Genomic DNA, 23,267 nt, shown 5'->3' with positions numbered 1-23,267 from the left:
CATCAACCGGAATGCACCCGACCAAGGAAATCGCGGATCAGCGGTGCGACTTCGTCGAGATTGGTTTCCAGCAGCCAATGACCACCATCGAGAAGATGAAGTTCCGCCCTGGGCAGGTCGCGCAGGAAGGCGCGGGCGGATTTTTCCGGCATGTAGCCGTCCTGCGGCCCCCAGACGATCAGGGTCGGCGGCTGGCGGTCGCGCAGATATTGCTGATAACGCGGAAACCAGGCGACATTCTCGCGCAGCCCGGCGATGACATCGACGGCGATCTGCCGCCGCCGTTCGTCCGTCAGGGCCCAATGCAGCTTCCAAAGGTCGGGCGAGATGCGCTCGGCGATCTCCGGCCGGACCTCGTTGAGGAACTCTTCCCTGAAACCCTCCTCGCTGACAGCGCCCGCGATCGTGCGGCGGCCTTCCTCGGTCGGGTTGCGCCAGAACTCCTGCAGGCCGGCATATTTGGGGCCGAGCGCATCCTCGTAGATATCGCCGTTCTGGACGATCAGCGCGGCGATCTTTTCCGGCCGCCGGATCGCCAGGCGAAGTCCGATCTGCGAACCGAAGTCGTGAAGGTAGAGCGCGAACCGGTCGAGCCCGAGCGTCTGCGTGAACGTCTCGAGGAAATCGGCAAAACCGTCGAAATCGTAAGCAAAGCCCGAGGGCGTTTCGGTATAACCGGAGCCGGGAAAATCCGGCGCGACCAGATGCCAGCGATCGGCAAGCCGCGGCATCAACTCGCGAAACTCATAGGACGAGCACGGATAGCCGTGCGGCAGCAGAAGCACGGGCGCACCGGCCCTGCCCGCCTCCCGGTAAAACACCTTCATGCCTTTGAGATCGAGCCACTTGTGTCTCGCCCGCATGCGCTCTGGCGGGGCTTCGGTGGTCATGTCCATGATCATCGCTCCTTGAACTGTCAGCTCTTCAAGAATGGTTCATGCTGGAAATGTTCCGTGACCATTTCGTGGCACCCGGCCGACTTTTCGTATCGCGGCGACGTCAGTAATTCTCTAGCTTGGCGCACCCGGCGTGCAGCCGCAACGCAGCAAAATGGTTGACTCGGGCCGGTTCGGCTTGCACTCTCGACCCTTCCTGTTTTCGTCGTCCTGCCCGAAAAGCCGTTCGAAGCCATGCCGAAACCATCCACATTGTCGCTGACGCAGGATCTGGTCGATCTCTGTTTCCGCGAGGAAACGGACCCTGGCCCACCCGCCAGCTGGGAGCCGCTGACCGACGACGACTACATTCAGATCGCCGATCGCCTGGCGGCGGAAATCGGCGACGATCCGCTCTGGGTCTTCGCCTATGGCTCGCTGATCTGGAAGCCGGGCTTCGACAGCATCGCCTGCCAGCGGGCCGCGGCGTTCGGCTGGCATCGCTCCTTTTCGCTGAGGATCGAGCGCGGCCGGGGCTCGCCGACACAGCCGGGGCTGATGATGATGCTGTCGCGCGGCGGCCGCTGCGACGGGGTGATCTACCGCGTGGCCGATGACGACAAGCGCGTCCAGATCGAAAAAGCCCTGCGCCGCGAGGTCAGCCATCGCGACAGCCTCACCTCGTTCCGCTGGCTGCCGGTCCGGACCCAGGCCGGCGAGACCGTGCGGGCGCTGACCTTCTGGGTCGGCGGCACCAGCAAGCGCATCATCCGGCCGCTGCTGCCGCTCGACGAGGTCGCAAAGGTTCTGGCCCGCGCCTGCGGGCATCGGGGATCGTGTGCCGAATATCTCTACAATACCGTCGTGCATCTCGCCGAATTCGGCATCAACGACCGCAATCTCTGGCGGCTGCAGGAAATGGTGGCGAAGGAGATCCAGGGGATGCATGTGCGGGAACCGATGGAAGCGGTCGGCGTGGTGGCGTGAGGTCCGGGGACAGCGTGTCGCGGGAGGGACGTTTTGCCGTATGTGCCTCCCCTCTGCCCTGCCGGGCATCTCCCCCTCAGGTGGCGAGATTGCAAGCGGCTTGCTCTTCCCGCTAAATTGACCGTGCAGACACGAGGCGGTGCGGCGTTCTTAACCCTCCCCCTTGTGGGGAGGGTGGCCGGCAGGCAGGAGGGGTTTTTGATGCTGGATGAAGTCCCCTCCCCAACCCCTCCCCACAAGGGGGAGGGGCTCCACGCGAAGCCGGCGCTCCAAATGGCCGGCAGGGCGGAGCGACTGCCTTGCTCGACAGAAGACGGTCGGAATCGTGCCTCAGCACAAAACCAATTGCAAAAAGCAATCGGCTGAGTTATCCATAAACCAGTTTCACTTCGCAATCGGTTATGGGAGGCCGTCATGCGTCCGGTTCTGTATTCGCATCCATTTTCGTCCTACTGCCAGAAAGTGCTCACCGCGCTCTATGAGAACGGCACCGAGTTCGACACCCGCATGCTCGGGCCGGAGGATCCTTCGGCCTATGAAGACCTCTGCAGCATGTGGCCGGTGAAGCGTTTCCCGGTCCTGCTCGACGGCGAGAAACGGGTCTTCGAATCGTCGATCGTCATCGAATATCTCGGCCTTCATTATCCCGGCCCGGTGAAGCTGATCCCCGACGATGCGGATGCGGCGCTCGATGTGCGGATGATGGACCGTTTCTTCGACAACTACATTTCCACCCCGCAGCAGAAGGTGGTCTTCAACGCCATCCGGCCGGAAGAGCACCGCGATCCATACGGCGTGCAGGAAGCGCGCGGCATGCTGGATGCCGCCTATGGCTGGCTGGACGAGCGGATGGCGGGCCGGGAATGGGCGGCGGCCGATGCGTTCAGCCTGGCCGACTGTGCCGCGGCGCCTGCCCTCTTCTACGCGGACTGGACGCACCCGATCGGCGAGCAGTTCGCTCATGTGCGGGCCTATCGCAACCGGCTGCTCGCCCGACCGTCTTTTGCGCGCGCGGTGGACGAGGCCCGGCCCTATCGCTCGTTCTTTCCGCTCGGCGCACCGGACAGGGACTGACGGGTCGGCGGCGCGTCTATCCGGGTACCGACCCGGCCCAACTGCCCCGAACGCTTAGAACGTGCTCTCGGTCGCCAGGACGTGGCCGTTCATGGCAGCCCAGATCATCCGTACCTCGCGGCGAAGCACGGCGCTGGGACGAACGCCGCCGTTGCCATAGTTCTTATATTTATCGCGGTAAGCTGCAATAAAGACTTCGACGGCCTCTACGACTTCCGCGTGCTGTTCCACGCGGCGGCGCAGCGCTTCCTTCTCCGCATGAAGGATTTCGAAGCTCTGGACGATGAGCCGCAGGTCTTCCAGCGGCACGTTCACGTGTGGGTACTCCGACGAATCGGCGATTACCTCCGCCCGCAGACGGGCGATGATGTCGTTCAGTTGGTCACTCATGCCGGGATTCTCCTGAACCCGGGATTTGGGTACGGAAATCGGCTAAAGCAAGGCGAATCTGTGGCATAGAAGACACGTTTGCCGATCAACACGACCAGAACGGTCTCTTAAAGTCGTGCCGCGAGGAAGTCGATATAGGTGCGGATGCGCAGGGCGAGGTGCTCGTGGCCGGCATAAACGGCATGGATTTCCTCGATGTCTTCCGGGTTGAAATCTTCCAGAACCGGCACGAGACGGCCGGCCTCGATATCCGGTTCCACATGGAAACGCCCGACCCGGCCGATGCCGAGGTGATCCAGGCAAAACTGTCGGATGATCGACCCGTTGCTCGCCTTCAGGTTTCCAGAAACCGGCAACAGCTCCCGGCTGCCGGTTTTCGGGTCACGAAAAGGCCAGCCTTCGACCGCCCGCCGGAAATTGAAATTGATGCAGTTGTGATGGATGAGCTCGGCCGGCATCTTCGGGACACCGTGACGTTCCAGATAACCCGGCGAGGCGATCACCACCTGACGGCTCTCGCCGAGCTTTCGCGCCATCAGCGACGAGTTGCGCATCGGCCCGTGGCGGATTGCGATATCGACCCGCTCGCGGATCAAATCGACGATGTCGTCGGTCAGCGTGATATCGAGCTGCACATCCGGGAAAAGCTGCTGGAATTCGCAGGTGAGCGGCAGGACATAACGTTCTCCGAAGCCGACCGATGCGTTGATCGACAGCGGCCCGCGCGGCAGCGTCCGGCCGCCGCCGGAGACCATCTCTTCGGTATCGGCGATCTCGGCCAGGATGCGCCGCGCCCGCGCCAGATAGGTCTCCCCCTCCGGCGTCAGCTGCAGCATGCGGGTGGAACGGACCACGAGGCGCGTGCCGAGCCGATCCTCCAGCCGGGTCACGAGCTTGCTGACCGCCGACGGGGAGAGTTTCAGCTTTCGCCCCGCGGCGGAAAAGCTCTTCAGCTCGGCTGCCAGCGCAAACACTTCCATTTCACCGGCGCGGTTATCCATTCCTCATCACCTGTGATTTCAATTCACAAATGATTATCCGCTTATGCGGCTACACAGGCAAGTCCGAGATGACGATATTGCGGTGCAGAAGGCCTCCTTGTCACCCAGGCCCCCTCATCCGCCTTCCGGCACCTTCTCCCCGCTGGGGAGAAGAGGAGATGTCGTGACCGTATCCGTTCCTCTTGGCCCTCGTGGAAAAGAAGAGCGGAGCTGTTCGCGACTATTCCCTGAGGGCGAGATGTGAACGGGACCGTGCGGCATGCCTCTTCTCCCCTCGGGGAGAAGGTGCCGGCAGGCGGATGAGGGGGCTTCGCCAACGACTATCAATTCCTTCCTCCCAAGGACAAGGACCCAAGCCAATGCCTCTCGCTCTCTACGCGCTGACGGCCGGTGCCTTCGGCATCGGGGTCACCGAATTCGTCATCATGGGCCTGCTGATCGACGTCAGCAAAGATCTCGGCGTGTCGATCTCGGCCGCCGGCCTGCTGATTTCCGGTTACGCGCTCGGCGTCGTCGCCGGCGCGCCCATTCTCGGCATGCTGACCGGCAAATGGTCGCGCAAGACCCTGCTGATGAGCCTGATGGTGGTGTTCACCGTCGGCAACCTCGCCTGTGCGCTGGCACCCGACTACTGGACGCTGATGGCGGCGCGGGTGCTCACCGCATTCGCGCATGCCTCGTTCTTCGGCGTCGGCTCGGTGGTCGCCACCAGCCTCGTTGCTCCGAACAAAAAGGCTTCGGCCATCGCCATCATGTTCACCGGCCTGACAGTCGCCAACATTCTCGGCGTGCCCTTCGGCACCTGGCTCGGCCAGGCCTTCGGCTGGCGCTCGACGTTCTTTGCGGTCACCCTGATCGGCATCGTCGCGCTCGCCGTCATCGCGCTCTTCGTTCCGAAGGACAAGGCCGCGGACAATCAGGAGGAAAGCTCGCAAGGCGCGCTTGCCGTGCTCGGCCGCCGCTCGGTCCTGCTCGGGCTCTTGATTACCGTGCTGAGTTGGGTCGGCGTGTTCGCGGGCTTCACCTATATCGCGCCGATCCTCACGCAGATCACCGGCTTTTCGGAAGCCGCGGTCTCGCCGATCCTGCTGGTCTTCGGCGGCGGTCTGGTGATCGGCAACCTCGCCGGCGGGTGGCTTGCCGACCGTCATCTGGTGCCGACCATCGTCGCCAGCCTCATCGCGCTCTCCGTCGTGCTGCTGGCATTGACGGCCGCGATCCACCAGCCGGTGCTCGCCGTCATCGCCATCGGCCTGTTCGGCGCCGCAGCCTTCGCCACCGTCTCGCCGTTGCAGATCTGGGTGCTGCAGAAGGCCGAAGGCGCCGGCCAGGGGCTTGCCTCGTCGTTCAACATCGCCGCCTTCAATCTCGGCAATGCGATCGGCGCCTGGCTCGGCGGCGTGATCATCGACCATGGCCCGGGGCTCGGCTCGGTCACGCTGATCGCCGGCCTGGTGCCGCTCGCAGCCCTTGCCGTCGCCCTCTTCGCCATCCGGCTGGACAGGCGCGAGACCACCGTCAGCGGCAATCCCGCCCTCTCCTGCCCGGCCGAATAGTTTTCACACTCGAGGATCACCATCATGGAATACCGCAATCTCGGACAATCCGGCCTCAGAGTGCCGGTCTTAAGCTTCGGAGCCGGCACATTCGGCGGCTCCGGCCCGCTGTTCAGCCACTGGGGCACGACCGATGTCGAAGAAGCCCGCCGCCTTGTCGACATTTGCCTCGAGGCCGGCGTCAACCTGTTCGACACGGCCGACGTCTATTCGGCCGGTGCTTCGGAAGAGGTGCTGGGTGAGGCGATCAAGGGCCGGCGGGGCGAGGTGCTGATCTCCACCAAGGCCAGCCTGCCGACCGGCGACGGGCCGAACGACTGGGGCTCGTCGCGATCCCGCCTGATCGGCGCGGTGGATGCGGCCCTGAAGCGGCTCGGCACCGACCATATCGACATCTTCCAGCTGCATGCCTTCGATGCCTCGACGCCGGTCGAAGAGGTCGTCTCGACGCTCGACCAGCTCGTGAAGGACGGCAAGCTGCGTTACATCGGCGTCTCGAACTTCTCCGGCTGGCAGATCATGAAGTCGCTCGCCGCCGCCGAGAAACATGGCTGGACGCGTTATGTCGTGAACCAGGTCTATTATTCGCTGGTCGGCCGCGACTACGAATGGGACTTGATGCCATTGGGACAGGACCAGGGGCTTGGCGCGCTCGTCTGGAGCCCACTCGGCTGGGGACGCCTCACCGGCAAGATCAGCCGCGGCAAGCCGCTTCCGGAAGGCAGCCGTCTGCATGAAACGGCGGATTTCGGCCCGCCCGTCGAAGACGAGCTGCTCTACCGCGTCGTCGATGCGCTGCAGGTGATAGCGGAGGAAACCGGCAAGACGGTGCCGCAGGTGGCGATCAACTGGCTCACCAGCCGGTCGACCGTTTCCTCGGTGATCATAGGCGCCCGCAACGAAGAGCAGCTTCGCCAGAATCTCGGATCCGTCGGCTGGTCGCTGACTGCGGAACAGATCGGCAGGCTGGATGCGGCAAGCACCGTCACCGCCCCCTATCCGCATTTCCCCTATCGGCGCCAGGAAGGTTTTGCCCGCCTCAACCCGCCGCTTGCCGGCTGACGTCTCCTGAAATCAAGGTGGTTGATCCGTCACCGAATCGGTCCATGTAATACGGGCCTCATTTGGCCCGGCCGTATGCCGGGCTTCCCCATAGGAGTTCCATATGTTCACAGTCAGCGCCAACGGCGCCAACATTCCCGCCCTCGGTTTCGGCACGTTCCGCATGCCCGACGAGGACGTCGCCCGCGTGCTGCCGGAGGCCCTGAAGCTCGGCTTCCGCCATGTCGACACCGCGCAGATCTACAAGAACGAGGCAGCCGTCGGCGATGTGCTTTCGAAATCCGGCATCCCCCGCGCCGATATCTTTCTCACCACCAAGGTCTGGGTCGACCGCGTCGGCCATGCCGCCTTCGTCGCCTCGGTCGACGAGAGCCTCGCCAAGCTGAAGACCGACTATGTCGACCTGCTTCTCCTCCACTGGCCGCAGAGCGAAATGCCGCTCGCCGACCGCATGGGTGCGCTGAACGAGCTCAAAAAGGCCGGCAAGGTGAAGAATATCGGCGTCTCCAATTTTTCCGTCGCGCTGATCGCCGAAGCGGTGAAGCTCTCGGATGCGCCGCTTGCCACCAACCAGGTGGAATACCATCCCTATCTCGACCAGACGAAGGTTCTGGCCGAAGTCGCCAGGCACGGCATGTCGCTGACCGCCTATTACCTGATGGCGAACGGCGCGGTGCCGGGCGACGCAGTGCTGAAGGATATCGGCGCCAAGCACGGCAAGACGGCCGCGCAGGTGACGCTGCGCTGGGCGATCCAGCAGAAGGACGTGATCGCGCTTTCCAAGACCGCGACGGTTTCCCGCCTGCCGGAAAACTTCGACGTGTTCGATTTCGCGCTGTCGGAGGACGAAATGCAGGCGATCCACGCCCTCGCCAAGCCGACCGGCCGCATCGTCAGCCCGGGCCATCTGGCGCCGGAATGGGATCTTTGAGGATTATCTTCTCCCCAGCGGGGAGAAGGTGGCCCGGAGGGCCGGATGAGGGGGGCGAAGCCACATTCTGCCTCAAACATTACGGTTCGCGTGTTCGTCGCTGCAATCGATCCAGTGGATCGATTGCTCCGGCTTCGCCGGACCGCTCCTCATCCCCCTCATCGCCTCGCTTAAGCTCGGCACTTCTCCCCGCCGGGGAGAAGAGGGAGCAAGCCGCGGCCTCCGCGAGAAAACGGGAGGCCTTCCTTGCCTACAGCCAGCCTCTCCGCTTGAAATACAGATAAGGCATGGCCATCGAGAAGATCATCAGCGCGATCGCGGCGTGATAGCCATAGTGCCATTGCAGCTCCGGCTGGTAGGCGAAGTTCATGCCGTAGATCGAGGCGACCAGCGTCGGCGGCAGGAAGACGACCGAGGCGACCGAGAAGATCTTGATGATCTGATTCTGTTCGAGATTGATCAGCCCCAGCGTCGCATCGAGCAGGAAATTGATCTTGCCGGACAGGAAAGCGGAGTGATCGCCAAGCGAGGTGGCGTCCCGCTGCAGCAGTTTCAGGCGCTGGCGCAGTTCCTTCGACAGCTTGCGGTCGACTCCGTCGAGCGCTGCGTAATAGGCGACGACCCTGGAGACGCTGACGAGGCTTTCGCGCACGACGGTGATGAACTCGCCCTTCTGGCCGACCTCGCGGATGAGGTCCTGCAGGTCGCGAGTCTTCTTGTTGGCCTTGGCGGCCTTGGTCGAAAAGACTTCCTGGGAAATCTGGTCGATCTCGGTGCCGAGCCGTTCCAGCGTGTCGGCCATGCGGTCGATGATCGCCTCGATCAGCCCGGTCATGATCAGTTCGCCGTAACCGCAATGCAGGCCGGCGCCGTTCGGCTTGCGGGCACGCGCCATGAAGGCATCGAAGGGGCGCGGCTCGGCATAACGGACGGTGACCAGGACCTGGCCCTTGACGATGAAGGTGACGGGAACCTTTCGCGGCGTGCCGGCATCGGGCCTGGTCAGCACCGTCATGGTCATGAACTCGGCGCCGTCCTCCTGGTAGAGGCGGGCGGAGAGTTCGATATCCTCCATCTCGTCCATGGTCGGCACGGTGATGCCGACGCGCTCGCCGACGATGCGTTCCTCGTCGGGCGTCGGGCTGACGAGATCGTACCAGACGACTGCAGGGGTTGCGGGAGCGGGCGTGACCGGTGCCGACGGATCGGTAGCGACCGGCGCTACGGCAACGGCCGGCACATCGGAAGCGACGGAAACAAGGCGATCAAGGTCGTAGGCATGGATGCGCAGCATGACGGCTCCTTTTTCGGACCATCGGTCCCTTCGGAGCGCGCATCCTTTCAAGCAAGGACTAGAGCCCCGGAGGAACGGGTCGGTATGATGACGTCGAACTTCGACTGTCGGGGTTCATCTCAATTGTCCTTTGAAAGAGTGGCGCCCGGTCGGGCGTCACTTCGCTTCTGGAAATGTGCCTTGAGGGATAAAAAGTCAATGACTTTTCTGTCGCAGCCGAGCCCAAAACAACTGCCGCCGCTTCGGGCCGGATAACCGGCAAACCGAGCCATCGGCTAGGTCATCTGGTGATCCGGAAGCCGGCCGGCTTTTCCGCGAGCGTCGCCGGTTGTCGCTCCGCACCGGAGACCGACGCACCGGGCGGACCGTGCCGGAAACGCTCGAGCATTTGCGATATGCCGGCGGGTGGTCCCGCGAGCAGAGCAAGGACGGAACCATCCGGCTCGTTGCGGACCCAGCCCGTCAAACCCAGCCGTTCCGCCTCCTCACGGGTCCAGGCACGGAAACCGACGCCTTGCACCCTTCCGGTTATCCGCACCATGGCGGCCTCGTCATCATCGGACATGGCAACCTCCCATCTTGGGTTACCCTCATTGACATGGAGAGTGCGAAACCGAGGACAAGCCTGCAAGGTGCCGACAATACCCAATTGGCCCCTCGTCGGTCTCATTGCCTTGGATAAGACAAAAAAGCCGCCGGCCTCGCGGCCGACGGCTTGGAAAAGTCGAAGGATGCAGATCAGACGAACTGCGACAGGCCCGGGACCGAAGCGATGACCGTATCGACGACCTCGTCGCCGGCGTGTTCGCGGGCGACCGCCATGGTCTCCTTGGCAAGGCCGGTGATCTCGCCCATGCCGAGGCCCTGGCTCATCAGCTGCTGGCCGAGCGCCATGACGCCGCCGCCGAAGCTTGCCATCAGGCCGCCGAGGAGACCGCCGCCGCCGGCACCTTCGCCGTTGAACTTGGCAACCAGTTCGGAAGCACCGGGGATCGCCTCGATCATCTTGGCAACCGCGCCGTCATCGGCCTCGCGCTGCAGGAAACCGAGCATCATGCCGATCGCCTTTTCGGCGACGTCAGGGGCAATGCCGACATTCTCGGCGACGCGGGAAACCAGTTCGTTCATCAATCTCTCCTGAAGGTTTTGACGTTCACGTCAAGGTAATACACACAGTCTTTGCCGAAGCCAACAGGGAGCGTGAAGCATCTCCAGGCTTCATGCGTCGCCGGAACTCTCGCCTACCGTATCGGCCATGTAGGCGCCGCGGGCACCTAAGGGCACCGGCGTGCCAGTGGTCGAATCGCGGGCCGTCTGGTGTTCGAGTTCGGCATTGATCTCGGCACCGACGATGACGATGATGACCGATATCCATGTCCAGACCATGAAACCGATCAGCGCGCCGAGCGTGCCGTAGGTGGCGTTGTAGTCGGCAATATTCCCCAGATAGAAGGAAACCGCAATCGAGGCGGCGAGCCATGCGACGGTCGAGAATGCCGCACCCCAGGTGAGCCACTTGAGTTTGGCCGGCTCGCGGCTCGGGCCGAAGCGGTAGAGCATCATGATGCCGCCGGCGACGAACAGCATCATCACCGGCCATCTGGCGAGCCGGATAATGATTTCCGTGAAGCGGTCGAGCCAGAGATAACGCAGCACCGCCGGCACGACGCCCATCGCAAACAGGATGACGATCGCCAGCAAAAGCGCGCCGAGCGTGAAGAGAAGCGAGATGAGGTTGAGGCGGACGATGCTGCGCTTTTCCTCTTCCGCATAAGCGACGTTCATCGCCTCGAACAGCGCCTTCATGCCGTTGTTGGCGCTCCACAGCGCCAGCGCCAGACCGCCGATCAGGGCGATCGACAGCGTCGTGTTGCGCTCCGTGGTCAGCGCCCGCAGCTGATCGAGAAAAATGTTCAGGGCGTCCGCCGGCATGACGGAGCTTAGGAAGGTGATTCGGTCGACGATCGCCGAGGGATCCGCGACGAAACCGTAAAGGGAGACGAGCGCGCTTGCCGCGGGAAACAGCGCCAGAAGCAGATAATAGGTGACGCCCGCGGCGATCAGCATGATGCGGTCCCTGGTGACGCCGGCATAGACGCGCCAGAAGACGTCCTTCAGGCCCGTGGAGGGAATCTCTTGCGGGGAATCGGCCTCACGGCCTCTGTCGGTTTCCAATGCGGCCGCCCTTTCGCCGGTCGTCATGCCTACCCAGCCTTCCCTCGCAAGCGGACGCGGGCCGATCTCGTTGCCGTTGCCCGGCGCCTCCGCACATCCTATAAGCAGTTGCCACAGAACGCGGTCAGGGAGCGCATAGTTGCATGGACGATACGGGAAAGCTCTTCATCGGCGGCAGCCGCAAGCCGGACGATTCGCTCAACAAGGCTGAATATCTGGAACTGAAGTTCGGCAACCGCCACGGTCTCGTCACCGGCGCCACCGGCACCGGGAAGACGGTGACCCTGCAGGTTCTCGCCGAAGGTTTTTCGAAGGCCGGCGTGCCCGTGTTCGCCGCCGACATCAAGGGCGACCTGTCCGGCATCGCCCTGAAGGGCGAGCCTAAGGATTTTCTCCTGAAGCGCGCCGAGCAGATCGGCTTTGCGGACTATGATTTCGAACAGTTCCCGGTGATCTTCTGGGATCTGTTCGGTGAAAAGGGCCACCGGGTGCGCACCACCATCGCCGAGATGGGACCGCTCTTGCTGTCCCGCCTGATGGATGCATCCGAGCCGCAGGAAGGCGTCATCAACATCGCCTTCAAGATCGCCGACAAGGCGAACCTGCCGTTGCTCGACCTCAAGGATTTCGCCTCGCTGCTGAACTACATGGCCGAGAACGCCAGCGAGCTGTCGAGCCAGTTCGGACTGATCTCGAAAAGCTCCGTCGCCTCGATCCAGCGCGGGCTGCTGGTGCTCGAACAGCAGGGCGCGGAGCATTTCTTCGGAGAGCCGGCGCTGAAGATTTCAGACATCATGCGGACCAACCCGAACACCGGCTACGGGCAGATTTCGGTGCTCGCGGCCGACAAGCTGATGATGAACCCGAGGCTTTACGCGACCTTCCTTCTGTGGCTGCTTTCCGAATTGTTCGAGGAACTGCCGGAAGTGGGCGATCCGGAACAGCCGAAGCTGGTGTTCTTCTTCGACGAAGCGCATCTGCTCTTCAACGACGCGCCAAAGGTGCTGACCGAGCGCGTCGAACAGGTGGTGCGCCTGATCCGCTCCAAGGGCGTCGGCGTCTATTTCGTCACCCAGAACCCGCTCGACGTGCCGGAAACCGTGCTTGCCCAGCTCGGCAACCGGGTGCAGCACGCATTGCGGGCCTATACGCCGCGCGAGCAGAAGGCGGTGAAGACGGCGGCCGACACGTTCCGCCCCAACCCCGATTTCGACTGCGCCACGGCGATCACCAATCTCGGCACCGGCGAGGCGCTGGTCTCGACGCTTGAGGGCAAGGGTGCGCCTTCGATCGTGGAACGCACGCTGGTGCGCCCGCCGTCGGGACGCATCGGGCCGCTTTCCGACCAGGAGCGGCAGATGATCCTCGACAAGAGCCCGGTGCTCGGCCTCTATGACGAGGACATGGACCGCGAATCCGCCTTCGAAATCCTCGCCGCACGCGCCAAGCAGGCTGCCGACGCGGCCGCCGCCAGAAAGGCGCAGGACGAGCTGCAATCTGCCCCGCCCGCCGGTTCCGGCGAGACGACCGGCTGGACCCTGCCGGGCTTCGGCGGCGGCAAGGACGACGACAACGACCAGGGCCGCGCCCAGCCCCGCCGCTCCGGCTACCAGCGCGAAACGATCATCGAAGCGGCGATGAAAAGCGTGACCCGGACGGTTGCGACCCAGGTCGGCCGGGCGATCGTGCGGGGGATCTTGGGGAGCTTGAAGCGGTAGGCAGCGTTTGGGACCTAGTGGCTTGCTGCCTCTTCTCCCCGGCGGGGAGAAGGTGGCCCGAAGGGTCGGATGAGGGGGCCTGCACCGCGGGCTCTGCCTTTCGCTTCTCGCTCAAGGCGTCGCTTTGCTCCTCCCCCTCATCTGCCCTGTCGGGCATCTTCTCCCCGAGGGGAGAAGAGAGAGGGATAGGTTCTCACCGCTTGCGCACGAACTCCGTCCGCAGCACCAGGCCTTTGATCGCCTCATGGCGGCAGTCGATTTCTTCGGGGTTGTCGGTCAGCTTGATCGACTTGATGACCGTGCCCTGCTTCAGGGTCTGGCCGGCGCCCTTGACCTTCAGGTCCTTGATCAGGGTGACGGAATCGCCGTCCTTGAGGACGGTTCCGGAGGTGTCGCGAACCTCGGCGGCACCGGCACCTGCGGCCGCAGCCAGTTCGGAGGCCGGGCGCCAGTCGCCGGTCGCTTCGTCATAGACGTATTCGTCATCATCGCCAGCCATCGGCGTCTCTCCTGAAAATCAACAATTCGCCAGTCGGCGATGGCCGCTTATAACAGCCGAACCGTCCCGGGCAAGCTCTGCTGCAACAAGCCGGCCTGGTATGGTCCGGTTGCATTCGCCGGAGTGCGATGGTATTTCGCCCATGTGCTTTTCAAGAGAAAGGAGGATCACGTGCACAATTTCTATTTCCGGTACTACCGGACACGTGGTCCCGTCGACGCCCTGCAAATGCGTTTGCAGGGCTGACCAGAGGCCGTTTCTCTTAAAATACCCTCTTCCTGGTCTGCCCTTCGTGGCCCGCAGCGCCGAGCGCCCGCTCGTGCATAGCTGCGATTTCCGAACACGTTGCAAACTGTGCATGACATCGATGATGGCCGCGAGTGCCCGCGATGTCCTGTGTCTGCAAGCCAAGACCAGAGAATGACAATGAGCCTCATCAACCTCCGCAATCTCGGAATCACCCTCTCCAGCCCGCTGTTTTCCGGGCTCAACCTCAGCGTCAATGCCGGCGACCGGATCGGCATCGTCGCGGCCAACGGGCGCGGCAAGTCCACGCTCTTGAAATGCATCGCCGGCACGCTCGATGCGAGCGAGGGCGAGATCACCAGAAGCCGGGGACTGACGATCGGCATGGTGGAGCAGAACGTGCCGCCCGCCCTGATGCAGGCGAGTTTTCGCGAAGCCGTGCTCCAGGCGCTCCCGGCCGACCAGATCGACAGCGAAAGCTGGCGCGCCGATGTCGCGCTCGAAGGAATGGACGTGCCGGAGGCGTTGCGTGAGCGGCCGCTTGCCGCGCTGAGCGGCGGCTGGCAAAGACTGGCGCTGATCGCGCGGGCCTGGGTGACGGAACCAGATGCGCTGCTGCTCGACGAGCCGACCAACCATCTCGATCTTGCCAAGATCGCACTTCTGGAAGACTGGCTGAACGCGCTGCCCCGCGACATGCCGGTGATCCTGTCGAGCCACGACCGCGCCTTCCTCGACACCGTGACCAACCGCACGCTTTTCCTGCGGCCGGAGAACTCCCAAGCCTTCTCCCTGCCCTATTCTCGAGCACGGGCAGCGCTCGACGAGGCGGATGCGGCGGATGCGAAGCGCTACGAACGCGACATCAAGACGGCCGACCAGCTGCGTCGGCAGGCGGCGAAGCTGAAGAATATCGGCATCAATTCGGGCAGCGACCTGCTGGTCGTCAAGACCAAGCAGCTGAAGGAACGCGCCGAAAAGCTGGAGGACGCGGCAAGGCCGGCGCATCTGGAACGCTCGGCCGGCGCCATTCGCCTCGCCAATCGCGGTACCCATGCCAAGGTGCTGGTAACGCTGGAGGATGCGGCGGTGACGACGCCGGACGGCACGCTTCTGTTCAAGACCGGCAAGCAGTTCATCTGCCAGGGCGACCGGATCGTGCTGCTCGGCCGCAACGGCACCGGCAAGACGCGGCTGGTGACGATGCTGCGTCACGCGATCGCCGAACCCTTGGCGACGATCGGCGGCATCAAGGCGACGCCGACGCTGATCCTCGGCTACGGCGACCAGTCGCTCGCCGATCTCGACGACCGGCAGACGCCGCACGAAACGATCATCCACCGGTTCGACATCGGCGACCAGAAGGCTCGCTCGCTGCTCGCCGGCATCGGCATCACGGTGGAGATGCAGGCGCGGCCGGTCGGCGAGCTTTCGGGCGGGCAGAAAGCGCGCCTCGGCCTGCTGGCGCTGCGGCTGCGCGAGCCGAATTTCTATCTGCTCGACGAACCGACCAACCATCTCGACATCGACGGACAGGAGGCGCTGGAAAGCGAGCTGATGACGCACCAGGCAAGCTGCCTGCTGGTCTCCCACGACCGCAGTTTCGTGCGCGCCGTGGGGACCCGTTTCTGGCAGGTGGAAGGCCGGCGGCTGGTCGAGGTGGAGGGGCCGGAGAGCTTCTTTACGGCGAGCCGTGGCTGACTCGATGGAATTGCTCCTTACCCTTTTCCCTGCTCGCGGTAGGGCGATAGCATGTGAGGGGACGACGGTGCGTGGAGCCCCTCCCCCTTGTGGGGAGGGGTTGGGGAAAGGCCTTCAACCAGTATAAAAACCCCGCCCGCCTGCCGGCCACCCTCCCCACAAGGGGGAGGGTTAGGGACGCCGCACCGTCTCACGTCCCATATGCGATCGTCCGGCCGTCAAAACGGGGAAGCGGTGGTGGCAGCCGGATAAGGACATACCTTCCCTCCCCTCCATAAGGAGAAAACTCAAGCGCCCGCGCTGCGCTCTTCGAAGGCTTTTCGCGCCGCCTCGATATCGGCGTGGTGGACCGCTGCCCATTCCCAGACCGCGCAGAAGGCGGCGCTGAGGCTTCGGCCGAGTTCCATGAGGTTGTATTCGACTTTCGGCGGGATGACCGGATAGACGGTGCGCGACACGAAACCGTCGCGTTCCATCTGCCGCAGCGTCTGGGTCAGCATCTTCTGGCTGATGCCTCCGGTCAGCTTGCCGATCTGGGTGAAGCGCAGCGTGCCGTGTTCTTCCAGTACCTCGAGGATCAGCATGGTCCACTTGTCGGCCACCTGGCCGATGATGCCGCGCACCAGTTCTTCCAATACCGGGTCGATCTCCTCGGGGATTTCATGGCCCGAGGGTGACCGCATCGGGCGAATTCCTTGATCCACAGTCACTCTCCTTTTGGTATGTATAAATCTTTTGGGTGCCTTCTTACGAGAAGAGATTGATAGCCATATTTTCCGGCCACGCAAATGGAAAGGCGACCAACATGAAAATGAACGGCAATACGATCCTCATCACCGGCGGCAATTCGGGCATCGGCCGGGCTCTCGCTGAGGCGTTCCATGCACTCGGCAACCAGGTGATCATCACCGGCCGGCGCCGGTCGACGCTCGATGCGGTGACCGCCGCCAATCCCGGCATGAAGGGGATGGTGCTCGACCTCGCAGATGCCGAAGGCATCAAAACGTTCTCGGCCGAACTGATGGCGGCCTATCCGTCGCTCAATGCCGTCATCAACAATGCCGGCATCATGGTGCCGGAACAGATCGGCGCGGGCTCGGACTATCTCTCGACCGCCGAGGACACGATCGCCGCCAACCTGCTCGGTCCGATCCGGCTGATCGCCGCGCTGCTGCCGCAGCTTAGCACCCGGAAGGATGCCGCGATCCTCACCGTATCCTCCGGCCTCGCCTTCGTGCCGATGGCGCTGACGCCGACCTATTCGGCGACCAAGGCCGCCATCCACTCCTATTCGATGGCAATCCGCCAGCAGCTCAAGGACAGCGGGCCGCAGGTGATCGAGATCGTGCCGCCCTATGTGCAGACATCGCTGATGGGCGAACGCCAGGCCAGCGATCCCAACGCCATGCCGCTGGCCGATTTCATCTCGGAGGTCATGGATATCCTGACGCGGCAGCCGGACGTCAAGGAAGTGATCGTCGAACGCTGCAAGCCGCTGCGTCATGCGGTCGAGAACGGCAATTTCGACGCGATGTTCAACGGCATCAATTCGATGAGCCACTGATTACCGACGCATCGACGTTCGGTCTGGCGAGGAAGGGATTTAAGCAGGCACGTATGTCAGCCTGATCACGTCCTCGCCAACACGGTCGGTGGAAACAAGGCGGAGCGGCGGCCGCGGGCCGGCGAAGAATGGCTTGCCGCGGCCGAGCACGACGGGGTGGAGGTAGAGCCGGTATTCGTCGATAAGACCAAGGTCGGTCAGGCTTCCGGCGAGGTCCGGCCCGGAGACCGAAATCTCCCCAGCGAGCCGAGCCTTCAGGTCACGGATCGCGGCCTCGACGTCAGCTTCGACGAGCGTGGCGTTAGGGCCGACAGACTTCAGCGAGCGTGACACGACCCACTTCGGCAGGCGCCGCCAGGCCGCGGCGAACTCGTGGCGCTCGGCATCCCACTCGGGGCGGTCTTCGTCCCAATAACGCATGGTCTCGTACATGCGGCGACCGTACACACTGCCCGTCAGATCACGGACGTGCTCTATCCAGTGACGAAAGAGCGCCGGACCTGGCGCAAATTCCTGGTGGTCGACGTAGCCGTCGAGGGACAGGTTCATTCCAAAGATGAGCTTCGCCATGCTTGCAAGATCTCCACTGCAGGGTATTCAGGCCGCCTCGATCAGCATTGCTGTCAGTTCGTCCGGCATGTCGATCGGGATGTCGTGGCCGCAGGCAAGCTCCCGCACAGTCCAGCCGGGGGCGCCGCGATATTTTTCCGACATCTGGCCGAACGGCCCGTCCCAGCCGGTCGCGACGATGAAGGTCTTTTTGGGCACGCGCTCGTAGGCGCCGGTGACTTTCAGTTTCTGCCGTAGCGTGCCGGAAGGCTGGGGCGTCGCCTTGGGTGCGGCCCACAGCTCATCCTCTTCGCGCAGATAACCGCCTGGTCCTTCCGGTACAGGGATCATCGGCGCGGAATAGTCTCCCTCCGGGTCGTAGTCCGTGAAGCTCATGCCGTCCTCGGGAATGAAGGCCTCGACATAAACGATCGAGCGGATGCGCTCGGGTATGCGCTCGACAACGCCGGTGGCAACGATGCCGCCATAGGAATGGCCGACCAGCACGAGATCCGTCAGGTCCTTGTAGACCGCCTCGTTGACGATGTCGTCGATATGGGTATCGAGGTCGACGGACGGGCCTGCCAGGTGCTTGCGTTCGCAAAGCCCGGTCAGCGTCGGCGCATAAGCGCGGTGGCCTCCGGCATGCAGGCGGTTCAGCACCCTCTCCCAGGACCAGCCGCCGGTCCAGGCTCCGTGAACGATCAGGAATGTCAGTTTTCGATCCGCCATGGGTCTTCCTCTCAAACCAGTTGCGATTTGCAATTGGTTGAAGCTTACCAATCCAATTTCATTTTGCAACTGGTTTTTATCGAGACATAAAAAGGGAAGGCCCTCACCCTTTGGCGACATGCGGGCATCTCTTTCAACGCCTCGCATGCCCTTCAGGATGAGGGCCAACACCTGCCAAAACAGACTGTGCCGGTTACTTCTTCGCGGAAGTCAGCGCGAAGAATGCGCCCTGTGGATCGAGCGCCTGGACGATCCAGGAGCCGCCGGGGACTTCCATCGGGCCGTGGACGACCTTGCCGCCGCCTGCCGTCAACCGGGTGATGGCGGCATCGATCGAGTCGACGATGAAATAGTAGCACCAGCAGGCCATCGGCACTTCCGCCGGCTTGGTCATCATGCCGCCGATCTGACGGCCGTTATGGGAGAAGATGTGGTAGACGCCCATCGGCCCCATGTCGAAGTCCTGGTCGAGCGTCCAGCCGAACATCTTGCCGTAGAAGTCCATGGCTTCCTTGCCGTTGCCGGCATAAAGTTCCCGCCAGCCGACATTGCCGACGGCGTCCGCGGCGAGTTCCTGCGGCGGATTTTCCATCGGCAGCGGCGTCATGATGCAGAGGACTGCACCATGCGGATCGGCGACGACGGCAAAACGGCCGATGCCCGGAATATCCTCCGGCTCGCGCTGGACGCGACCGCCATTGGCGACATAGTCCTTGGCCATCTGGTCGACGTCGTCGACCGAGACGTAACCGGTCCAGTTCGGCGGGATCTTGCCTTCGAGTTCCGGCGGGAAGTTCATCATGCCGCCGATACCCGGGCAATTGTCGCCCTCACCCATCTCGAACAGGAAATAGGCGGGCATGTCGGGCATCGACATTTCCTTGACATTCCAGCCGACCACCGACGAATAGAATTTTCCGCCGGCATCGGTATCCGGCGTCATCAGCTCGACCCAGATGAATTTGCCATGGGTCTCCGATCTGGTCCCGGTAACGGTCTGCAACATGGTCGTCTCCTCTCCGAATGACTGCGCCGTTCGACGCGTTGGCCGTTCGGCGCGTTGATTGACCACCCGCAAGGCTCAGCGCTTGCGGGCGTAGTTCGCTTCCATGAACTGCTGCCAGGTGCCGTCCGGCTGTTTGGCGCTGGAATTGAAGGTGCGGTGATCGTCGTCGGTGAAGATGATCTGCTCGCGGTAGTCGCCGGTCTTGCCGGGATTGGCGAAATCCGGGCCGGTCGTGTAGAGATTGAGCGTCGATCCGTCGTCCGACACCTCCCCCTCGTAGACCCAAAGATGGTTCATCATCGTGCCGAGCCAGGTGCCGACATATTTGCCCTTGGCCGGATCGTAGCCGAGGGTGAGCATGGTGGTGGCAGGGCCACCGCCCCCCGGCATTTCGCCGCTGCCTTCGGCAACGAACCAGATGCCGTTCAGCGACCGGCAGACCTCGACCCATTTTTCGTCATGGCCCATGCTGGTGGACGTCACCTCCCAAAGGCCGACCATCCTTTCCAGAAAGCCGTGTTCGGCCTGGGGTTTGGGCATTTCCATCGCGCTCATCTTTTCCTCCTCCTCTTTTCGAAGCTCCAGAATGAACCCGTTCAATGGCAGCAGGATGAAGCCGTCTCTTGTGGTTTCTGTTCGTATTCGTCGTGACGCTTGACGAAGTTCATCGTCGAGTCCTCGTTGCGACCAAGCGGCGCCCGGTCGAGGATCATCAGCGTGCCGATCAGCTCTTCGCCGCCTCGGGCGTAGCTGGAATAGGTATGAAAGACCTCGCCCGCCTCGTTCCTGTAGAAGGCTGAAAGGCCCGGCAGTTCATCATGCGCCTCGGACGGCGGCACTTCACGGTAGTTATAATACACCTTCTCCTTGGCAAGGTCTTCCTTGGAAAAGGAGACGTGATAGTCGAAATTGAAATCGCTGCCGAAGGACGAGACCCAGGGAAACTTCCAGCCCATGCGCTTCTTGTAGGCCTCGATCTTGTCGAGCGGCGCGCGGGCGACTGCGATGAAGGTGACGTCGTGGTTGTTGAGATGCGGCAGCGTGCCGTCGATATGGTCCGACAGGAACGAGCAGCCGAGGCAGCCGGCATCCCAGTCCGGACCGAGCATGAAGTGATAGACGATCAACTGGCTGCGGCCATCGAAAAGATCGGCGAGCGACTTTCTGCCGTTCGGGGTGTCGAACACATAATCCTTGTCGACCTTGACCCAAGGCATGGCCAGGCGCTCGGCGCGCACCTTGTCGCGCAGCTTCGTCTCTTCCTTCTCCAGCGCCAGAAGTCTGCGGCTGGCTTCCAGCCATTCCTCACGGCTGACGACAGGGTTTTTCGGGGACATGGTGACATCCATGACAGGCCTCCTCTTATGCTTGACAGAATAAGTTGATATCAACATACTCTTCCGATGCTGTCAAACACCCCGACCATAGAAGTGATTCCCTTTTCGACGACGCTGCTGGTACGCGACACGTGCCTCTGCCTGCATGTACAGCGGGCGGCGCGGGCGCTGGCCCGGCGTTTCGACAATGCGATGAAGCCGATCGGGCTCACCAACGGGCAGTTTTCGCTGATGATGTCGCTGAACCGGCCGCAGCCGGCGCCGATGGGCCAGGTCGCCAGCCTGCTCGCGATGGACCGCACGACGCTGACGGCGGCACTGAAAATACTGGAACGGCGCGGCCTGGTCGAAACCAGCGTCGACCCGAAGGACCGGCGCGGCCGGCTTCTGCGCCTGACGGACGACGGAATGACCATGCTTTCCGCCGCACTGCCGATCTGGATACGGGTGCATGCGGAGGTCGACGCGGAGCTTGGCGAGGGCGGCCCGGAAGAGCTGCGGGCGACGTTGGGCGTGATCAGGTAAGGCGGCGGCTTGACCGGAGGCGGGTGCCGGAGAGATAACCAGAAACCGCCGACCTCGAATTCCGAGAACCCATGTCCCTTTCGACCTCACGCCAGATGGCTTTAGACATTGCGGATCGGCTGACGTCGGTCGAGCCTGCCACGGTGACCCGCTATTTTGCCGGCGCCGCGATACGCGTCGGCGGTGCACAAATCGGCTTCGTGATGAAGAACTCGCTGTATTTTCGCGTAGACGATGAAAGTCGGCCGCAGTTCGAAGCGCTGGACTCGCGCCCCTTTTCCTACAAGACATCCGCCCGGAATGTCCTTGTCGCGAGCTACTACGAGGTGCCGGCCGATGTGCTCGACGATGACGACCGGCTCAACGATTGGGCAACGGCCGCCTATCGCGCGGCACGGTCGTCGCCGGACAGCAAACAAAAGAAAGCGGCCGGAGCCGCTTCCTGAAAGACCTGCCTCAGGCGACCGTGACCGGCACTTCGGTCGAGGTGCGCATCGCGTGGCTATAGGGGCAGACGATGTGGGCCTTGGCGGCGAGGTCTTCGGCAACCGACCGTTCGACGCCCGGGATGCTGACCAGAAGCGATACTTCGATGCCGAAACCGCCGCCGTCTTCGCGAGGGCCGATGCCGACAGTCGCCGTCACCTTGGCGTCATCCGGGATCTTTACCTTTTCCTTGCCGGCGACAAATTTCAGCGCACCGAGGAAGCAGGCGGAATAACCGGTGGCAAAAAGCTGTTCCGGGTTGGTGCCGCGGGCACCGTCGCCGCCGAGTTCCTTCGGAACCGTCAGCGTGACGTCGAGGACGCCGTCTTCGGAGGCGCCATGGCCGGCGCGGCCGCCGGTGGCGGAAGCCTTGGTGGTGTAGAGAATAGGCATGGGTCTAACTCCCTTGGTTCTAGTCCTGGGTGATAAATATTGTCCGCAATTCAATTGCGCACAATCTAATTACGCGCATTGCATTTTCCCGTCAAGCCTGCGAAAATGCGTTTGCTCGAAAAAGATAGAGCACAGGCACGTGAAGACAGGACCGGCCATGCAGAAAAAAGCGAGCAACGCGGATAATTTCGAGATCGAACTCGATGCGCAGCTGTGCTTTGCGATCTACGGCGCGGCGCATGCCTTCACACGCACCTACAAGCCGCTGCTCGAGCCGCTCGGGCTCACTTATCCGCAATACCTGGTGATGATCACGCTGTGGGAGGAGGACGACCAGCCGGTAAAGGCGATCGGCGACCGGCTGGGGCTGGATTCCGGCACGCTCTCCCCTCTCCTCAAGCGGCTCGAGCAATCCGGCCTCGTCGCCCGCAAGCGCGACCGCGACGACGAGCGGCTGGTGAGGATTTCGCTGACGAAAAAGGGAACGGAGCTGAAAACCCAGGCGGCGGGCGTCGCCGGTGCGATCGGCAAGGCTGTCGGCTGCAGTTTCGAAGAGGCGGTGGCGCTGCGCGACGAACTGATCGCGCTGAAGCAGAGGCTGACCAAGGCGGGAAGCGAAAAAGACCCATTGCCCTCTGCTTGACAGACCTCCATGACCGGCCGAGGCCGGTCGTCACCAGATTGCAATGAAGCCGTCGGGCTCACGGCTTGTGGGCTTCAGGTTCGTCGGTATGGCGGCCCGAATATTGCTCGTCCAGGTCCCGGATCACACCTTCGCCATCGACGGGATCCACCTTGCGGAGGATAACGTCGATCTTCGCCTCCAGCCGGTCGGACCCTTCCTTCGATTGCGGCGAGCCCAGGAACAGGAAGAAGGCCAGGCCCCCGACCTGCCAGAGCAGCTGCAAAAATTCCGACTGCCAGTTTTCAAAAGTGTCGCGCAACATTTCCGTCAGATAGGGGGAAAATTCGACCGGCTGTCCGTGCTCGGCCTGTTCCTGCACGAAGGCAAACCAGCCGAACAGCCAATGCCCGACAAGACTGAAAGCGAAAAATGCCAAGGTTATCCAGGCGTAACTATACGCACGCCATAGTGAATGCTGCTGCATGGCTTCCTCCAGAACGCCCCGCGCAAAGTAACGACAAAGTTCCGAGGTGGTTCCCGC

The 23,267-nt window shown here is 62.8% G+C and carries 27 protein-coding genes; 11 read left to right on the top strand and 16 right to left on the bottom strand.

The window, feature by feature from the left end; all coding sequences use genetic code 11:
* Positions 1-2: 2 nt before the first annotated feature.
* A complete protein-coding gene (locus ACSQ3G_RS03150) occupies positions 3-896 on the bottom strand; it encodes an alpha/beta fold hydrolase (protein WP_436109014.1) in 894 nt (297 codons plus the stop codon).
* Positions 897-1,130: 234 nt separating this feature from the next.
* Between ACSQ3G_RS03150 and ACSQ3G_RS03145 the strand changes: the two genes are divergently transcribed.
* Together ACSQ3G_RS03145 and ACSQ3G_RS03140 are read left to right on the top strand one after the other, a co-directional pair.
* Positions 1,131-1,862 carry a gamma-glutamylcyclotransferase gene (locus tag ACSQ3G_RS03145; RefSeq protein ID WP_436109013.1) on the top strand — a complete coding sequence of 244 codons (732 nt, stop codon included), beginning with the start codon at positions 1,131-1,133 and terminating at the stop codon, positions 1,860-1,862.
* A gap of 414 nt (positions 1,863-2,276) precedes the next feature.
* On the top strand, positions 2,277-2,936 hold the full coding sequence (locus ACSQ3G_RS03140; protein ID WP_436109012.1) for a glutathione S-transferase family protein: 660 nt from the start codon (positions 2,277-2,279) through the stop codon (positions 2,934-2,936).
* A 54-nt stretch (positions 2,937-2,990) separates the two neighbouring features.
* On the opposite strand, the gene ACSQ3G_RS03135 is transcribed toward ACSQ3G_RS03140, so the two are convergent.
* Together ACSQ3G_RS03135 and ACSQ3G_RS03130 are read right to left on the bottom strand one after the other, a co-directional pair.
* The gene (locus ACSQ3G_RS03135; protein ID WP_105405138.1) at positions 2,991-3,326 is read right to left on the bottom strand and encodes a hypothetical protein; all 336 of its coding nucleotides are present in this window, start codon (positions 3,324-3,326) and stop codon (positions 2,991-2,993) included.
* A 107-nt stretch (positions 3,327-3,433) separates the two neighbouring features.
* Entirely contained in the window at positions 3,434-4,327 is an 894-nt protein-coding gene (locus ACSQ3G_RS03130) for a LysR family transcriptional regulator (RefSeq protein WP_436109011.1), read from the bottom strand.
* A gap of 359 nt (positions 4,328-4,686) precedes the next feature.
* Here ACSQ3G_RS03130 and ACSQ3G_RS03125 point away from each other — a divergent pair, with 359 nt between their 5' ends.
* From ACSQ3G_RS03125 to ACSQ3G_RS03115, 3 genes are all read left to right on the top strand, one after another.
* Positions 4,687-5,883, top strand: coding sequence for an MFS transporter (locus ACSQ3G_RS03125; RefSeq protein WP_436109010.1), 1,197 nt, complete (start codon positions 4,687-4,689; stop codon positions 5,881-5,883).
* A gap of 24 nt (positions 5,884-5,907) precedes the next feature.
* Positions 5,908-6,945, top strand: a complete 1,038-nt coding sequence (locus ACSQ3G_RS03120) for an aldo/keto reductase (protein WP_436109009.1) — start codon at positions 5,908-5,910, stop codon at positions 6,943-6,945.
* A 103-nt stretch (positions 6,946-7,048) separates the two neighbouring features.
* A complete protein-coding gene (locus ACSQ3G_RS03115; RefSeq protein ID WP_105405142.1) occupies positions 7,049-7,876 on the top strand; it encodes an aldo/keto reductase in 828 nt (275 codons plus the stop codon).
* Positions 7,877-8,126: 250 nt separating this feature from the next.
* On the opposite strand, the gene ACSQ3G_RS03110 is transcribed toward ACSQ3G_RS03115, so the two are convergent.
* The 4 genes from ACSQ3G_RS03110 to ACSQ3G_RS03095 form a co-directional block, all read right to left on the bottom strand.
* Positions 8,127-9,170 carry a magnesium transporter CorA family protein gene (locus tag ACSQ3G_RS03110; RefSeq protein ID WP_436109008.1) on the bottom strand — a complete coding sequence of 348 codons (1,044 nt, stop codon included), beginning with the start codon at positions 9,168-9,170 and terminating at the stop codon, positions 8,127-8,129.
* 280 nt (positions 9,171-9,450) lie between these two features.
* Entirely contained in the window at positions 9,451-9,735 is a 285-nt protein-coding gene (locus ACSQ3G_RS03105; RefSeq protein ID WP_436109007.1) for an acylphosphatase, read from the bottom strand.
* 173 nt (positions 9,736-9,908) lie between these two features.
* On the bottom strand, positions 9,909-10,298 hold the full coding sequence (locus ACSQ3G_RS03100) for a hypothetical protein (protein ID WP_007764435.1): 390 nt from the start codon (positions 10,296-10,298) through the stop codon (positions 9,909-9,911).
* A gap of 90 nt (positions 10,299-10,388) precedes the next feature.
* A complete protein-coding gene (locus ACSQ3G_RS03095) occupies positions 10,389-11,372 on the bottom strand; it encodes a YihY/virulence factor BrkB family protein (protein WP_436109006.1) in 984 nt (327 codons plus the stop codon).
* Positions 11,373-11,488: 116 nt separating this feature from the next.
* Here ACSQ3G_RS03095 and ACSQ3G_RS03090 point away from each other — a divergent pair, with 116 nt between their 5' ends.
* Entirely contained in the window at positions 11,489-13,063 is a 1,575-nt protein-coding gene (locus ACSQ3G_RS03090; protein WP_436109005.1) for a helicase HerA-like C-terminal domain-containing protein, read from the top strand.
* A 193-nt stretch (positions 13,064-13,256) separates the two neighbouring features.
* Here ACSQ3G_RS03090 and ACSQ3G_RS03085 read toward each other — a convergent pair whose 3' ends face one another.
* On the bottom strand, positions 13,257-13,562 hold the full coding sequence (locus ACSQ3G_RS03085; protein WP_436109004.1) for an alkylphosphonate utilization protein: 306 nt from the start codon (positions 13,560-13,562) through the stop codon (positions 13,257-13,259).
* Positions 13,563-13,988: 426 nt separating this feature from the next.
* Here ACSQ3G_RS03085 and ACSQ3G_RS03080 point away from each other — a divergent pair, with 426 nt between their 5' ends.
* Complete coding sequence (locus tag ACSQ3G_RS03080; RefSeq protein ID WP_436109003.1) at positions 13,989-15,509, top strand: ABC-F family ATP-binding cassette domain-containing protein; 1,521 nt, start codon at positions 13,989-13,991, stop codon at positions 15,507-15,509.
* Between the two features lie 287 nt (positions 15,510-15,796).
* On the opposite strand, the gene ACSQ3G_RS03075 is transcribed toward ACSQ3G_RS03080, so the two are convergent.
* On the bottom strand, positions 15,797-16,192 hold the full coding sequence (locus ACSQ3G_RS03075) for a winged helix-turn-helix transcriptional regulator (RefSeq protein ID WP_436109002.1): 396 nt from the start codon (positions 16,190-16,192) through the stop codon (positions 15,797-15,799).
* Between the two features lie 122 nt (positions 16,193-16,314).
* On the opposite strand from ACSQ3G_RS03075, the gene ACSQ3G_RS03070 reads away from it, so the two are divergent.
* Positions 16,315-17,073: an SDR family oxidoreductase gene (locus ACSQ3G_RS03070; protein WP_436109001.1), complete on the top strand. Its 759-nt coding sequence runs from the start codon at positions 16,315-16,317 to the stop codon at positions 17,071-17,073.
* 39 nt (positions 17,074-17,112) lie between these two features.
* On the opposite strand, the gene ACSQ3G_RS03065 is transcribed toward ACSQ3G_RS03070, so the two are convergent.
* The 5 genes from ACSQ3G_RS03065 to ACSQ3G_RS03045 all read right to left on the bottom strand — a co-directional run bounded on the left by ACSQ3G_RS03065 (position 17,113) and on the right by ACSQ3G_RS03045 (position 20,709).
* The gene (locus tag ACSQ3G_RS03065; RefSeq protein ID WP_436109000.1) at positions 17,113-17,643 is read right to left on the bottom strand and encodes a dihydrofolate reductase family protein; all 531 of its coding nucleotides are present in this window, start codon (positions 17,641-17,643) and stop codon (positions 17,113-17,115) included.
* Positions 17,644-17,670: 27 nt separating this feature from the next.
* Positions 17,671-18,354, bottom strand: a complete 684-nt coding sequence (locus ACSQ3G_RS03060; RefSeq protein ID WP_436108999.1) for an alpha/beta fold hydrolase — start codon at positions 18,352-18,354, stop codon at positions 17,671-17,673.
* 193 nt (positions 18,355-18,547) lie between these two features.
* Positions 18,548-19,360 carry a VOC family protein gene (locus ACSQ3G_RS03055; protein WP_436108998.1) on the bottom strand — a complete coding sequence of 271 codons (813 nt, stop codon included), beginning with the start codon at positions 19,358-19,360 and terminating at the stop codon, positions 18,548-18,550.
* Positions 19,361-19,435: 75 nt separating this feature from the next.
* Positions 19,436-19,915, bottom strand: a complete 480-nt coding sequence (locus tag ACSQ3G_RS03050) for a DUF1579 domain-containing protein (protein WP_436108997.1) — start codon at positions 19,913-19,915, stop codon at positions 19,436-19,438.
* 41 nt (positions 19,916-19,956) lie between these two features.
* The gene (locus ACSQ3G_RS03045) at positions 19,957-20,709 is read right to left on the bottom strand and encodes a DUF899 domain-containing protein (RefSeq protein WP_436108996.1); all 753 of its coding nucleotides are present in this window, start codon (positions 20,707-20,709) and stop codon (positions 19,957-19,959) included.
* Between the two features lie 57 nt (positions 20,710-20,766).
* Here ACSQ3G_RS03045 and ACSQ3G_RS03040 point away from each other — a divergent pair, with 57 nt between their 5' ends.
* Positions 20,767-21,222, top strand: coding sequence for a MarR family winged helix-turn-helix transcriptional regulator (locus ACSQ3G_RS03040; protein WP_436111658.1), 456 nt, complete (start codon positions 20,767-20,769; stop codon positions 21,220-21,222).
* 71 nt (positions 21,223-21,293) lie between these two features.
* Positions 21,294-21,668: a TfoX/Sxy family protein gene (locus ACSQ3G_RS03035; protein WP_046664447.1), complete on the top strand. Its 375-nt coding sequence runs from the start codon at positions 21,294-21,296 to the stop codon at positions 21,666-21,668.
* Between the two features lie 10 nt (positions 21,669-21,678).
* On the opposite strand, the gene ACSQ3G_RS03030 is transcribed toward ACSQ3G_RS03035, so the two are convergent.
* Entirely contained in the window at positions 21,679-22,101 is a 423-nt protein-coding gene (locus tag ACSQ3G_RS03030) for an organic hydroperoxide resistance protein (protein ID WP_046631314.1), read from the bottom strand.
* Between the two features lie 157 nt (positions 22,102-22,258).
* Between ACSQ3G_RS03030 and ACSQ3G_RS03025 the strand changes: the two genes are divergently transcribed.
* The gene (locus ACSQ3G_RS03025) at positions 22,259-22,744 is read left to right on the top strand and encodes a MarR family winged helix-turn-helix transcriptional regulator (protein ID WP_436108995.1); all 486 of its coding nucleotides are present in this window, start codon (positions 22,259-22,261) and stop codon (positions 22,742-22,744) included.
* Positions 22,745-22,802: 58 nt separating this feature from the next.
* Here the strand turns inward: ACSQ3G_RS03025 and ACSQ3G_RS03020 are convergent, their stop codons facing one another.
* Entirely contained in the window at positions 22,803-23,210 is a 408-nt protein-coding gene (locus tag ACSQ3G_RS03020) for a DUF6766 family protein (protein WP_436108994.1), read from the bottom strand.
* Positions 23,211-23,267: the final 57 nt, after the last annotated feature.

This window comes from Neorhizobium tomejilense, from assembly GCF_964254135.1.
GTDB lineage: Bacteria > Pseudomonadota > Alphaproteobacteria > Rhizobiales > Rhizobiaceae > Neorhizobium > Neorhizobium tomejilense.
Note: the sequence above shows the minus strand (reverse complement) of the source record. Positions and strands in the feature narration are given on the sequence as shown.

Excerpts from the sequence above, each read along its gene's own strand:
- ACSQ3G_RS03150 (WP_436109014.1), bottom strand. The coding sequence starts at position 896 with ATGGACATGACCACCGAAGCCCCGCCAGAGCGCATGCGGGCGAGACAC.
- ACSQ3G_RS03145 (WP_436109013.1), top strand. The coding sequence starts at position 1,131 with ATGCCGAAACCATCCACATTGTCGCTGACGCAGGATCTGGTCGATCTC.
- ACSQ3G_RS03140 (WP_436109012.1), top strand. The coding sequence starts at position 2,277 with ATGCGTCCGGTTCTGTATTCGCATCCATTTTCGTCCTACTGCCAGAAA.
- ACSQ3G_RS03135 (WP_105405138.1), bottom strand. The coding sequence starts at position 3,326 with ATGAGTGACCAACTGAACGACATCATCGCCCGTCTGCGGGCGGAGGTA.
- ACSQ3G_RS03130 (WP_436109011.1), bottom strand. The coding sequence starts at position 4,327 with ATGGATAACCGCGCCGGTGAAATGGAAGTGTTTGCGCTGGCAGCCGAG.
- ACSQ3G_RS03125 (WP_436109010.1), top strand. The coding sequence starts at position 4,687 with ATGCCTCTCGCTCTCTACGCGCTGACGGCCGGTGCCTTCGGCATCGGG.
- ACSQ3G_RS03120 (WP_436109009.1), top strand. The coding sequence starts at position 5,908 with ATGGAATACCGCAATCTCGGACAATCCGGCCTCAGAGTGCCGGTCTTA.
- ACSQ3G_RS03115 (WP_105405142.1), top strand. The coding sequence starts at position 7,049 with ATGTTCACAGTCAGCGCCAACGGCGCCAACATTCCCGCCCTCGGTTTC.
- ACSQ3G_RS03110 (WP_436109008.1), bottom strand. The coding sequence starts at position 9,170 with ATGCTGCGCATCCATGCCTACGACCTTGATCGCCTTGTTTCCGTCGCT.
- ACSQ3G_RS03105 (WP_436109007.1), bottom strand. The coding sequence starts at position 9,735 with ATGTCCGATGATGACGAGGCCGCCATGGTGCGGATAACCGGAAGGGTG.
- ACSQ3G_RS03100 (WP_007764435.1), bottom strand. The coding sequence starts at position 10,298 with ATGAACGAACTGGTTTCCCGCGTCGCCGAGAATGTCGGCATTGCCCCT.
- ACSQ3G_RS03095 (WP_436109006.1), bottom strand. The coding sequence starts at position 11,372 with ATGACGACCGGCGAAAGGGCGGCCGCATTGGAAACCGACAGAGGCCGT.
- ACSQ3G_RS03090 (WP_436109005.1), top strand. The coding sequence starts at position 11,489 with ATGGACGATACGGGAAAGCTCTTCATCGGCGGCAGCCGCAAGCCGGAC.
- ACSQ3G_RS03085 (WP_436109004.1), bottom strand. The coding sequence starts at position 13,562 with ATGGCTGGCGATGATGACGAATACGTCTATGACGAAGCGACCGGCGAC.
- ACSQ3G_RS03080 (WP_436109003.1), top strand. The coding sequence starts at position 13,989 with ATGAGCCTCATCAACCTCCGCAATCTCGGAATCACCCTCTCCAGCCCG.
- ACSQ3G_RS03075 (WP_436109002.1), bottom strand. The coding sequence starts at position 16,192 with ATGCGGTCACCCTCGGGCCATGAAATCCCCGAGGAGATCGACCCGGTA.
- ACSQ3G_RS03070 (WP_436109001.1), top strand. The coding sequence starts at position 16,315 with ATGAAAATGAACGGCAATACGATCCTCATCACCGGCGGCAATTCGGGC.
- ACSQ3G_RS03065 (WP_436109000.1), bottom strand. The coding sequence starts at position 17,643 with ATGGCGAAGCTCATCTTTGGAATGAACCTGTCCCTCGACGGCTACGTC.
- ACSQ3G_RS03060 (WP_436108999.1), bottom strand. The coding sequence starts at position 18,354 with ATGGCGGATCGAAAACTGACATTCCTGATCGTTCACGGAGCCTGGACC.
- ACSQ3G_RS03055 (WP_436108998.1), bottom strand. The coding sequence starts at position 19,360 with ATGTTGCAGACCGTTACCGGGACCAGATCGGAGACCCATGGCAAATTC.
- ACSQ3G_RS03050 (WP_436108997.1), bottom strand. The coding sequence starts at position 19,915 with ATGAGCGCGATGGAAATGCCCAAACCCCAGGCCGAACACGGCTTTCTG.
- ACSQ3G_RS03045 (WP_436108996.1), bottom strand. The coding sequence starts at position 20,709 with ATGGATGTCACCATGTCCCCGAAAAACCCTGTCGTCAGCCGTGAGGAA.
- ACSQ3G_RS03035 (WP_046664447.1), top strand. The coding sequence starts at position 21,294 with ATGTCCCTTTCGACCTCACGCCAGATGGCTTTAGACATTGCGGATCGG.
- ACSQ3G_RS03030 (WP_046631314.1), bottom strand. The coding sequence starts at position 22,101 with ATGCCTATTCTCTACACCACCAAGGCTTCCGCCACCGGCGGCCGCGCC.
- ACSQ3G_RS03025 (WP_436108995.1), top strand. The coding sequence starts at position 22,259 with ATGCAGAAAAAAGCGAGCAACGCGGATAATTTCGAGATCGAACTCGAT.
- ACSQ3G_RS03020 (WP_436108994.1), bottom strand. The coding sequence starts at position 23,210 with ATGCAGCAGCATTCACTATGGCGTGCGTATAGTTACGCCTGGATAACC.